The 11,365-nt window shown below is 36.9% G+C and carries 11 protein-coding genes; 9 read left to right on the top strand and 2 right to left on the bottom strand.

The genetic code is table 11. From position 1 onward, the window contains the following. The first annotated feature begins 192 nt into the window (after positions 1-192). The 7 genes from V7659_RS18590 (at position 193) to V7659_RS18560 (ending at position 8,741) form a co-directional block, all read left to right on the top strand. Positions 193-1,086: a DUF1932 domain-containing protein gene (locus tag V7659_RS18590; RefSeq protein ID WP_335541294.1), complete on the top strand. Its 894-nt coding sequence runs from the start codon at positions 193-195 to the stop codon at positions 1,084-1,086. 116 nt (positions 1,087-1,202) lie between these two features. Continuing rightward, positions 1,203-1,460 (top strand): HPr family phosphocarrier protein, encoded by a 258-nt coding sequence (locus V7659_RS18585; RefSeq protein ID WP_335541295.1) that lies wholly within the window; start codon positions 1,203-1,205, stop codon positions 1,458-1,460. Positions 1,461-1,478: 18 nt separating this feature from the next. Next, a complete protein-coding gene (locus V7659_RS18580) occupies positions 1,479-2,180 on the top strand; it encodes an RraA family protein (protein ID WP_335541292.1) in 702 nt (233 codons plus the stop codon). A 459-nt stretch (positions 2,181-2,639) separates the two neighbouring features. Beyond that, the gene (locus V7659_RS18575) at positions 2,640-2,798 is read left to right on the top strand and encodes a helix-turn-helix domain-containing protein (RefSeq protein ID WP_335541291.1); all 159 of its coding nucleotides are present in this window, start codon (positions 2,640-2,642) and stop codon (positions 2,796-2,798) included. A 371-nt stretch (positions 2,799-3,169) separates the two neighbouring features. Continuing rightward, positions 3,170-4,468, top strand: coding sequence for a CitMHS family transporter (locus tag V7659_RS18570; RefSeq protein WP_335541290.1), 1,299 nt, complete (start codon positions 3,170-3,172; stop codon positions 4,466-4,468). Positions 4,469-4,832: 364 nt separating this feature from the next. After that, positions 4,833-5,993 (top strand): MFS transporter, encoded by a 1,161-nt coding sequence (locus V7659_RS18565; protein WP_335541288.1) that lies wholly within the window; start codon positions 4,833-4,835, stop codon positions 5,991-5,993. Between the two features lie 1,167 nt (positions 5,994-7,160). Then, positions 7,161-8,741, top strand: a complete 1,581-nt coding sequence (locus tag V7659_RS18560) for an FMN-binding glutamate synthase family protein (protein ID WP_335541287.1) — start codon at positions 7,161-7,163, stop codon at positions 8,739-8,741. A 132-nt stretch (positions 8,742-8,873) separates the two neighbouring features. On the opposite strand, the gene V7659_RS18555 is transcribed toward V7659_RS18560, so the two are convergent. Beyond that, complete coding sequence (locus V7659_RS18555) at positions 8,874-9,029, bottom strand: hypothetical protein (RefSeq protein ID WP_335541286.1); 156 nt, start codon at positions 9,027-9,029, stop codon at positions 8,874-8,876. A gap of 466 nt (positions 9,030-9,495) precedes the next feature. Between V7659_RS18555 and V7659_RS18550 the strand changes: the two genes are divergently transcribed. After that, positions 9,496-9,648: a hypothetical protein gene (locus V7659_RS18550; protein WP_420491364.1), complete on the top strand. Its 153-nt coding sequence runs from the start codon at positions 9,496-9,498 to the stop codon at positions 9,646-9,648. A 47-nt stretch (positions 9,649-9,695) separates the two neighbouring features. Next, the gene (locus V7659_RS18545) at positions 9,696-10,508 is read left to right on the top strand and encodes a VOC family protein (protein ID WP_335541285.1); all 813 of its coding nucleotides are present in this window, start codon (positions 9,696-9,698) and stop codon (positions 10,506-10,508) included. Positions 10,509-10,570: 62 nt separating this feature from the next. On the opposite strand, the gene V7659_RS18540 is transcribed toward V7659_RS18545, so the two are convergent. Beyond that, a partial coding sequence (locus V7659_RS18540; protein ID WP_335541283.1) for an AbrB family transcriptional regulator occupies positions 10,571-11,365 on the bottom strand: 795 nt, incomplete at its 5' end.

Genomic DNA, 11,365 nt, shown 5'->3' with positions numbered 1-11,365 from the left:
ACATTAAATAGCATATTATTTTAGGAAAAGTTTATAAGCATGTAGGATTTTCCTCTGAATTAGGTAAAATGTCCATTTGCTATTTTGCTATTAGTTATACAAAAAGAAACGCCTAAAAATGAGGATCCTGAATTAAAGTAATGAAAACCAAAATCAGAAGCTTTTGTAGTAAAAGAGGGAGGATATATCAGAATGAAATTAGGGTTTATAGGGTTTGGAGAAGCAGCTTTCGAAATGGCGGCTGGACTAAAAGTACATGGGTTGGAAAAAATAGCCGCATATGATTCGCTCTGGAATCACCCTGTGTACGGAAAACTTGTCCATGAACGAGCAGAACAAGCACAAGTTAAACTGGAAAATTCGTTAGAATGTTTATTCAATTTGGAAGAAATCAATATCCTAGTTGTCGCTGTGCCTGCAAATAAAGCATACGAGGTTAGTGAGACATTAAAACCATATCTAAAAAACAAACATGTGTATATCGATGTATCTGCTTCAAGCCCAAATGTTAAGCGAAATATTAATGATAATATCAAGGAGAAAGGAGCATATTTCGTTGATGCAGCGATGATGGGGCCTTTGCCAGTTTATAAACATAAAGTACCAATTTTAGCAAGTGGTGAGGGAACGGACGCTTTTATTGATTTTATGTCTCCATATGGCATGAATATTACGAAAGTAAGTGAAAATCCGGGAGATGCATCTGCCGTGAAACTAATTCGCAGCATCTTTATGAAAGGCTTACCTGCTCTTTTGCTTGAAATGTTAGAAGCTGCTAGTGAGTTTAATGTGGAAGAACTAGTCATTAACTCTATAAGTGAAACCATGAATGCAAAAACATTTGAAGAAACTATGAATCGTTTGGTAACTGGAACTTCTATTCATGCATTAAGAAGATCGATTGAATTAGAAGGGTCGATAGAAATGCTAGAATCCTCAAATTTGAGTTCCGTGATGAGTAGGGCAGCTAAAGATAAACTTAAATTGTTGGCAGAAATAAATTTAAAAGAAAAGTTCCAAGGAAAGACCCCCGAAAGCTGGTTGGATGTAATAACAGCTTGTAAGGAGCAAGACTTGATATCTTAATAATAGTTTGTAATTTTGATAGAACTTTAATTGAAATGTATTTGATACTAAAGCTATTTATCACTCTTAGTCTTAATTGTAAAACCCTTAAATTAAGAGATGAGGGGGGATAGATGATGATTCAGAAAAATGTAATTGTGAAATTAAAGACAGGTTTACAATCTCGCCCAGCTGCACTTTTTGTACAAGAAGCTAACAAATTTTTATCAAATATATTTGTTCTTCAGGGAAATAAAAAGCTAAATGCCAAAAGTGTTATGGGCATCATGAGTCTAGGGCTAAAGCCAGGAGCACGGATTACTATTACTGCTGAAGGTCCCGATGAACTTGAAGCGGTAGAACAATTAGACCAAATGTTGGTTAAAAATTTATAAAGAGAGGAATGTAAAAGAATGAGTGTTGGAAATAGGGTATTTTTGAAGAGAGAGTTACCGGATCAAAATATAATAGAAGGTTTTAAAACAATTCCGGCGGCGAATGTTGCAGATTGCATGGGAAGATTAAGTGCATTAAGTTCAGAAATTAAACTAATGTCCAATCCTAACAATGGAATAATGGTTGGTATAGCTCTGACAGTAAAAGCGCGTCCAGGAGATAACCTTTTATTGCACAAAGCTTTAAATATGGCTTCTGAAGGTGATATTATTATTGTTTCGAATGAGGGTGACCGTACACAAGCTCTAATGGGAGAGATTATGGTTTCCTACGCGGAACACACGAAAGAAATTGCCGGATTAGTATTGGACGGACCGATTCGTGATATTAACGAGATTTCAAAAATGACTATACCAGTCTATGCAACGGGAACGACACCAGGAGGTCCTTATAAAGAGGGTCCGGGAGAAATTAATGTTCCGATTGCCTGTGGGGGTATTCATGTTAGTCCAGGGGATATTGTCCTAGGTGATTCTGACGGTGTTATTATAATACCTAAAAATGATGCCGAACAAATTCTAAAAGATGCACAGATTGTATCCGCCAATGATCATAAAAAATTACAGGCAGCCATAGACGGATCTGCAAACCGAGATTGGGTAGACGAAACACTAATGAAGAAAAATTGTGAGATTATTGATGATGTATATAAATCTTAAGTAGTAAAGGAATTTTGTGTTTAGGCATGTAGTAAAAATTACACTATTAAATTAAAGAATGTAAATATTACTATTATATCTAAAAAACATAGCAGAAAAGCATTATAAAGTTCTAACGCTTTTCTGCTGTGAAGATGGCAAATTGGATACAGGACGTGATTCGAAACAAGAAATTCCGTGATTTATCCATTTTCACCCCAGTTAATAAGTTCAAGAAACAGGACTATTATCTAAAATTCATTGGGAATCTACTAGAGGCGTGTCCCCGACGTTTCTTTACATTTTGATCCTTCTGGAAAATTAACGCAACAACCTTTAAATTTAGTGTAAAGCAAATGACGGGGAATCTTTTCTATAATTAAATCCCCTAAAAGGATTGAAGAACGTCTAGCACATTTGTTTTCATAAATAAAACATGATTAAAAAAAACGTTGTAGTTCAATTTATGGAGTTGAAATCATGATACGTATAAAATATATAAAAGAGTTTAAAATACAAGTTTGTAAAGAAGCTATTAACAAAGGTAATGCAGCAAATATTGCACGTCACTATGAGCTTTGCCCCAAAATGGTGAACCGTTGGGTTAAAGAATATAGAGACGGAAAATATTATGGCTAAACAATTATTCAAATAAATGGAAGGAAAATACGAATTGTATTAGATTGATTATGTATCTAGAATAAGGTATAAGTAACAATCATAATCGTTCTGTTTTCTATAACTTTTTGCTAATGATTCCTTTGATTAAGTCTATTAAATTTAATATTTTTATAGTAATAAAAGCCCGGCATGTATTTTAGTTTTGCATATGTAAGAAGATTTCAGCCTGTTACATTTGAAAGCCTTTACAAATGAGCGTGAGGTCATTGGGCACTTTATGCCTTGAATGCTTCTTTATGTTTACTATTGATGTTAACTTTTAGAAGGATTATCTGCTGAAAACTGACATGTAATCTAAGGAATTCAACGAAATATGGAGGAAGTATATAATGCTAGCATTTATGGGATTTGCAATGATTGTGGTCTTTATGTATTTAATCATGAGTAAGCGTTTGTCAGCCTTCAACGCACTAACCATAGTTCCGGTCGTTTTTGCATTAATTGGCGGTTTTACCGATTTAGGACCAATGATGTTGGAGGGCCTCGAGAAAATTGCTCCAACTGCTATTATGATTATTTTTGCCATTCTTTATTTTGGTGTGTTGATAGATACAGGATTCTTTGATCCACTAGTATTGAAAATTTTGAAAATGGTGGGTGGTGACCCTTTAAAAATTGTACTTGGAACGGCAGTTTTATCATTGATAGTTGCTCTAGATGGTGACGGGACAATTACGTATCTTATTGTAGTAACAGCATTTCTTCCATTGTATAACCGTCTAGGTATGAATAAACTTATTTTAGCTTGTATTCCCGCATTGGCGATGGGGGTTATGAATCTAACACCTTGGGGAGGACCGGCTGTTCAAGCTGCTACAGCAGTAAATGTAGATATAATAGAAATGCTTATTCCAATCCTTCCTTCTATGATTGCAGGTGGGGTATGGGTTCTGGCTGTTGCCTATTTTCTTGGACGTAGGGAACGTAAGCGGTTAGGAGTTACCAATATTGATGTAGATTTTAACAATGAGGTCGCTGCTACTCTTGACATAGGAATGGGTTCATCTATAAAGCGTCCAAAAATATTTTGGTTTAATCTAGTTTTAACAATCTTAGTAATGGCAGCTTTAATTGCAGGCTTCTTACCGATACCGGCATTATTCATGCTTGGATTTGCGATTGTTATGATTGTTAATTATCCCAACTTGCAGGACCAAAAGGACCGGTTGCACGCACATGCAGGGAACATATTAACTGTTGTCTCTATGATATTTGCAGCTGGTGTATTTTCCGGTATTATAGAGGGCACTGGAATCGTTAAAGCTATCGCTGATGTTCTAATTGCAGTAATTCCAGATGCACTTGGACCTCGATTAACCGCTATTGTCGCATTAATAAGTATGCCATTTACTTTTTTTATGGCGAATGCTCCCTTTTATTTCGGGATTATACCAATCATGGCGGAAACTGCTGCACACTTTGGAATTCAACCAATTGAAATAGGGCAGGCTTCTCTATTGGGACAGCCGTTTCACTTGTTGAGCCCCCTTCAAGGTTCTATTTACGTACTAGTAGGGCTTCTTGGTATTGATATAGGTGACCATATTCGCTTTTCAGCCAAGTATGCGTTAGGGACAGCACTGGTCATGACCATTGTCGGAGTTTTGTTCGGAGTGCTATCTATTTAATTTATATACACTATAAGCCGGGAGCGCTCATATCTCCTTGCCAAAAGGAACATCTTTATATCAAACTTATAGACGTGGTTGAGCTTTTGAGTATTACTCAGGATGTTGGATAAAATTTGATTAACTTTAACAAATTCAAAAAAAGAGACTCTAATACATCCATGAACTTGCCCATAAAAATGGATTTCTCTTGTATTATCTATTAAGCTACCTGATTTGGACAGACTTCATCTTTTTAGTGAGTTTGTCCTTTTTTCATTATATGTATATATTATATGTCGCTTAAAAATTTAAGGTAAACTTACTCTTATGTATAAGTCAGCCTTTTCTTGTATGGTAAATAAGAGATAAGGAGTAGATTGAGATGAAAAATAGGCATGATCGTTACGCTGTGTTTATTAGTGTATGTTTGTTTATGATTACGATTGCGGGAAGTCGCCCCCTTATTCCGCTTTACGCGAGAGATTTAGGTGCCAGCCATGCAGAAATTGGGATTATTGTTGCCTTGTTTTCTTTTTTACCTTTGTTCTTATCGATAAAAGCAGGGAAAATAATTGATCGTATCGGGGTAAGAAGCCCGCTAATTCTCGGTATTCTGTTTGGTAGTCTTTCAATGATCGTTCTTGCGGTATTCAACAATCTAGCGGGTATATACATATCGCAAATTTTTTCCGGTCTTGCTCAGTTAATATTTGTTCTGTCGATACAGGCGTATGCCGGGCAATTTTCGAAAAGTAAGTTGCGTGAATACTTTATTTCTGTTTTTAGTATTGCGGTTGCTGCGGGCAGCTTTGTTGGCCCGCTGATTAGTGGAGGACTTTCAGATCTATTAAGTAATACTTATGCTTTCTTCATTTTGGGATTTGTTATTTTATTAGCTGTACCTTCGTCCTTTCTATTAAGAAAATTACAGGTGAAAAAACTAGAACCAGCCGATCAAGGGGAAAAAGAAGAGAATTCTTTTAAATTACTACGCATCCAAGATTTGCGCAAAGCGGTCTTAGTTAGCTCGCTTGTTTTGTTGGCGAAAGATGCATATATCGCTTTTTTTCCATTATTGGCAGCGGAAAAAGGTGTATCAACTCTTGCAATTGGTGTCATTATCTCATTGAATGCAGCTGCAGGAATTTTAATTCGAAGCATCTTGTCATGGGTTGTACGTCGTTTGAAGCGAAACGTTATTATTACAATATCAATCGTTGTAGCTGGAATTATTTACATTTTAAATCCATTCGTCGATAGTGTGATAGGTCTAAGTATTCTCGCCTTTGTTCTTGGATTTTGTTCAGGCATAGGGCAGCCGCTTTCTATTTTCTCGACCATTAGTTCATTGCCGCAAGGTCGAGTGGCAGAAGGTCTTGGTCTTCGTCTAATGTTTAATAAGTTAACACAGATTATTGCTCCGCTGTCGTTAGGGGCCGTTTCCAGTATTGCAGGAATGTCTGGTGTATTTTATGTGTGTGGCGCTTTTATTATGGCTGGTTCCCTCAATCCAAATAGAAGTTTATTCACAAAAAATAAATAATACAAATGAGCGCAACTATCATTTCTGAAAACATCTGAAATAAGTGCATGAGTGGTGTCGTGCTTGGTGCCCAAATTTTTAAAATTACAGATCATAAAAAAACTCTAGGTAGCAAGAAACCTTGATTTATAAGTACTTCAGGGTACCCAGCGATACTAGAAAAAAAAATGCCAGCAAACTTCAAGACTGCTTGAGACCTGCGTGCCAGGTCAGGTGGTTTAGATTCACACTCAGTCCCGCCAAACCAATCATATCAAGGGTTCAGAGACTATTTTAGAAGTTGAAAATAGAGGTTTCTTTGTCCAACAATACGTAAAAAATAAATAATTGGACACGAAGTCAAACTCACATATTATTTACTTAATGAGCTGCTCAAACTGCTGGGCAGCTTCTTTTTGCATGTTAGGCAATACGTGTGTATATGTTGTCCATTGTTGTCCCAATTGTCGAATGTCCTAATCGATCGGAAACGACTTTAGGTGACGCTGCTACAGTTATAAAGTTCATGTGTGTGTCTAAGATCGTGAAACCGTATATATTGCAGATTATTGTTCTACTTATAATCTTACGATATTCTTTAGCTAATTCAGTTGGCTGAATGGGGTTCCTGTTCTTTTAGATTGGTTGCAACGATTGACGCATATAGATGACTTTGTTCTTAAAATAACATCAGCTAGCGAATCCCTAATACTTCCCCACATTTCATGCCTGCAGAAATAACGATGAAAAAAAAGCGGCTAAAACTTATCAGTAAACTAAATTTTTAAATGAATATATCAAAGAAGATTAACAGCTTTATAAGCTGCCACTATCAAAATTAGAATATGAGTATAGGATATTAAAATTATAAAACCATCCGCAAGGTGAGTTTGGCGGATTCTGTGGATATAAAATAGATTTGCGTGGAAAAAGGAAAGGAATGAGTTCTATTAATAATAGAATTAATTACTTAATTCAATTATGTGAGGATTACTATTTAATACCCATAGAATGGCTGATTTGGTTAATCCAAGCAAAAAGCTTAACTTCAGAAGATACAATCTAAGATAAATATTAGGCAATATAAAGGAAAGTCGTAAGTATACATATAAGTAATGAAAAAATAATCGCCCGGCATTAGTCCGGCAGATCTTAACACAACATTTGTTAGAAAAGGGGGATAGTTTGATGGTATGGACTATTTTTATATTTCTATTGATTGTGTTTATTGTAGGACCGATTTCCTTGCTTTTGTGGTTAAATATTTTAGCAAAGAAACCACAGCATTCAATTATTAGAGCACATCCTTATTTGGGATGGATGCGCTACTTATTAGAAAAGATTGGCCCGGAATTCAGGCAATATTGGTTTGATGATGACAATAGTGGCAAACCATTTTCACGAACAGATTTTTTAGGGATTGTTTTTTCTGCCAAATATCGAAGTGACCTTTTAAGCTTTGGTTCCAAACGTGACTTTGATCAGCCTGGGTATTATATTGCGAATGGTTTGTTTCCACTATTAAATGAAGAATTAAGGGTAGACAATCAAGAAAAAGTCCACTCAATGAAATATAAAATTGATCATGAAGGATTGTTTACTCGTCATGAAAAGGTTGAAAAGGACCAAACAACCCGTTGGCTTTACCATGAAGAAGAGACAATAATCGTTGGCGAGGATCGGAAATTTCCATGGAGACTTCGGGGGCCATTTGGTGCCTCTGCCACATCTTACGGAGCAGTCGGTGAAAACTATATCCTTTCAACAGGTCATGGCAGCCATTTGGCAGGTGGTTCATGGATTAACACGGGAGAAGGCGGAGTTGCACCAGAGCATTTAGAAAGTGGTGCAGATGTGGTCGCTCAAATTGGCCCTGGTTTATTTGGTTTTCGCGATGATGAGGGGAAGTTTTCTATTAATGAATTTAGGTTAAAAGCCCAGGAACCGAATTTAAAAGCATTTGAGCTTAAATTCGGCCAAGGGGCAAAAATCCGTGGCGGACATCTGGAAGGGTCGAAGGTAACAACTAAGGTAGCAAACATTCGTAAGGTTCCAGTGGGGAAGACCATTAATTCACCAAATCGCTTTCCAATTTTGCATAATGCAATCGAAACCTTGCAGTTTATTAAAATGCTGCAAGATGAAGGTGGAAAACCTGTCGGAATCAAAATCGTCGTGGGATATCCTTCCAGTTTAGATGGGTTTTTCGAGGCCATGAATAATCTTAGAATTTACCCGGACTTTATTACGGTTGATGGGGGAGAAGGCGGAACAGGCGCTACTTTCAAATCAATGGCAGATTCAATGGGGCTTCCTTTATTTCCAGCTTTAATTGCTGTTGTCGATAAGGCCAACCAGTTTGGTCTGCGAGACAAGCTGAAAATCTTTGCTTCAGGAAAGTTAATTTCAGCCGATAAAATTGCTATCGCCCTTGCAATCGGTGCTGATGCCGTGAACTCTGCGCGAGGATTTATGATTGCTAACGGCTGTATTATGGCTCTTCAATGCCATACTGGTAAATGCCCTGCGGGTGTAACCACAACAAATCCAAAATATCAAGAAGCGCTTGTACCAGAGGAAAAGAAATGGCGAGTCATGAACTATATTATTAATGTACGACAAGGTTTGTTTGCCTTAGCCGCGGCTTGTAGCATTGATAGTCCCCGTAAATTCACTCGTGAGCACATTGTATTTAAAGATGTCGATGGAAAAATAAAAAGGTTATCAGAACTGTTTCCGGAATCTAGGGTCAGTCCCCCAATAAATTAATGCTTTAATGTGTGGGGGACTGACCCCTAATCCCTGTCAAACATCAACTGTTTTTATCAGATATTTTTAAACCTATTAGAAAACCACTTTTATAATTCGTGAAATTAAAAAGAGGGCAGGTGGGCCCTGCCATTATTTTTCATCTTCTCGCTTCGTGACTACTGTTTCATCACCACATCTGTTACATCGATACCAAGTCGCGATATATCCCCATCCATCGGGTCTCTGATTTATTTCTTCATACACGTGACCTTTAAATTTACAGATGATATTCGCAAATATACTCATATATAAACCTCCTTCAAAGAAAAGTTGGTTTTTTATTTATTACATCTTTATGTTCCAATGCTTGTACTCGTTGTTTTAAGATTTCACTACAATCATTACAATGAAGTAATATCTGAATGGTCTTATTTTCTTTGAATACAACTCATAACCATTTGATTTGTTGGAGACAGCAGAAAGATAAACGTATTCACACAAAAAAGTTATTTGTTAAATTAGATTTTTGGAGGCAAAGTAGGTTTTTATGTTGAAGAAAAAAGAGGTTGGGTTAGAAAAATTGAAGTCAATAAAAGGAATGTTTAAGTAATTTAATATAAAATTATCATTACTTTAAAAGAGCTAAGCTTTGTAAAGAAGCATAGCTCTTATTTGTTATCAAAAAGGAATCTAAGGTATTAGAAGCAAAGTATGCAATTGTTAAAAGATAAATTTAGTAAAAAGTGCAACTTTTTGGTAAGTTAAAATGTGGATGGGTCCACCACCAGTAGAAGATGTATGGGAAAAGAAAATTATTTTTGCTGGTACAGAGACGAATTCTCAATGTAGCGGACATCTTGAAGGTGCACTTCAGTCAGCTGAACAGGCAGTTTTTGAGATCAATCAATTAAATAGCAAGCCTTAATGGCTCAATTTTTGATTGATATTTTATACTTAGAAAGGAGTACTATAATGCAATTTTTCTTTGATCACCTTGTTTGGTTCATTAAGAAACCAGAGGAAGCAATTTCACCGTTAAAACAAAGAGGACTTCATGTTGTAAAGGGTGGCCGTCATGAATCTTGGGGAACATATAATACCCTAACCTATTTTGGCTTAAGTTATATTGAATTTTTAGGAATTGAAAATTTATCAATAGCTGAAAAACATGATGAAAATCGATTGATTACGCAAATCGTTCAACAGCTAGCAACAGAAAGTCGGGAAGGTCCTGCGAAAGTAGCGATCCGAACAAATCAAATTGAAGAACTAGCAATAAAACTTAAAGAAGAAGGACTTACAGTATATGGGCCGCTAACTGGAGAGAGAGTTCGTGCTGATGGTCAAGTAATCAGGTGGTCATTGTTATTCCCTGAATACGCGGAAAACAAGGTTTCTTTACCATTTTTTATTCAATGGGAGAAATCAGATGAAGAAAGGTATTCGGATTTAGAGGAACAAAGACTCATAGGGTCCCACATATTTGGCCAACCAAAATTGGAAAGTGTTGGTTTTGTCGTAAATAACTTGGATAAAACTATAGAAATTTGGAGCAAATTGTTTAGCCCTAAACTAGGTGAGGAGTATATTGATACTGAAATCAATGCACGTTGTAGAGTCCTAGAATTGAACAGAACTAATTTATTATTTTGTACACCAATAGGAGACGGCCCAGCTGCTAAGACATTAAAAGAAAAAGGGGAGACCCCTTTTTTAGTAAACCTTACTGACACGAATCAAAGTCACTTTTTTGAAATGTTGAATGGTTATTGGAGGTTCCAGTAATATTAGGGTCAGTCCCCCAATAAATTAATGCTTTAATGTGGAGGGGGACTGACCCACTGGACCTAAACGGATGTTTTAGACAAAAAATGTTTTTTCTGCTCAAGATAATTTAACAATCGAAAAAACTGCGGCAAGATCACACAAATAATGAGGATTCGAAGAACCTGTACCGCTACGACAAAGGTCGAGTCTCCATGGAGGACAACAGAAGTTGTCGTCATTTCAGCAATTCCGCCCGGTGCGAATGCAAGGATAGAGGTTATAAGTGAGATCTTCGTTATCTTAGCCACTAAAATAGCACAAATAACCATCGAAAAAATGAGACCAACTGTACTAAAGAAGGACACCATAATCGTCCGCTTTAAACCGATAAACATGCTTTTCTGAAAACGGGAGCCAATACTGGCTGCAATCATAATCTGCGATAAAATGATTACTTCATGTGGCCACCATGAAATGATGTCACTGCCTATAAAGAACGAACCAAGAGATTGAGCAATCGCAACACCCACCATGCTTCCAATCAGCCATGGAGCAGGAAACCGTAAATATTTGATCAACCGATAGCCTGCATAGGCAAATCCAATAAGTGCAAAAGTCCAAAGTAACATCCCGATTTTAAATTCCGGTTCAGTCAGTACAGGAATGGGGACATGATTCGCTGAGTTTCCACTGGCCGAAGCTGATAAAGAAGCAATCAACGGAATCATTAGGATCACTAAAAATACACGCATGGTTTGAATAATGCTGACGACAGCCGTATTCGCCCCTGCCTCTTCTGCAATCCCAGGCATGGCGGATAATCCACCTGGAGCCGTTCCGAAAAAGCTGGTCATCATCCCCGTATTACTATATTT

It is taken from the genome of Neobacillus drentensis (assembly GCF_036966985.1).
GTDB classification, from domain to species: Bacteria; Bacillota; Bacilli; order Bacillales; family Cytobacillaceae; genus Neobacillus; species Neobacillus drentensis_E.
The sequence above is the reverse complement of the archived record's forward strand: the minus strand, read 5'-3'. Positions and strand labels throughout refer to the sequence as shown.

What these genes read in the sequence shown, in the direction of transcription:
- V7659_RS18565 (WP_335541288.1), top strand. Translation starts at nt 4,833, where the DNA reads ATGAAAAATAGGCATGATCGTTACGCTGTGTTTATTAGTGTATGTTTG.
- V7659_RS18590 (WP_335541294.1), top strand. Translation starts at nt 193, where the DNA reads ATGAAATTAGGGTTTATAGGGTTTGGAGAAGCAGCTTTCGAAATGGCG.
- V7659_RS18550 (WP_420491364.1), top strand. Translation starts at nt 9,496, where the DNA reads ATGGGTCCACCACCAGTAGAAGATGTATGGGAAAAGAAAATTATTTTT.
- V7659_RS18580 (WP_335541292.1), top strand. Translation starts at nt 1,479, where the DNA reads ATGAGTGTTGGAAATAGGGTATTTTTGAAGAGAGAGTTACCGGATCAA.
- V7659_RS18585 (WP_335541295.1), top strand. Translation starts at nt 1,203, where the DNA reads ATGATTCAGAAAAATGTAATTGTGAAATTAAAGACAGGTTTACAATCT.
- V7659_RS18575 (WP_335541291.1), top strand. Translation starts at nt 2,640, where the DNA reads ATGATACGTATAAAATATATAAAAGAGTTTAAAATACAAGTTTGTAAA.
- V7659_RS18570 (WP_335541290.1), top strand. Translation starts at nt 3,170, where the DNA reads ATGCTAGCATTTATGGGATTTGCAATGATTGTGGTCTTTATGTATTTA.
- V7659_RS18545 (WP_335541285.1), top strand. Translation starts at nt 9,696, where the DNA reads ATGCAATTTTTCTTTGATCACCTTGTTTGGTTCATTAAGAAACCAGAG.
- V7659_RS18555 (WP_335541286.1), bottom strand. Translation starts at nt 9,029, where the DNA reads ATGAGTATATTTGCGAATATCATCTGTAAATTTAAAGGTCACGTGTAT.
- V7659_RS18560 (WP_335541287.1), top strand. Translation starts at nt 7,161, where the DNA reads ATGGTATGGACTATTTTTATATTTCTATTGATTGTGTTTATTGTAGGA.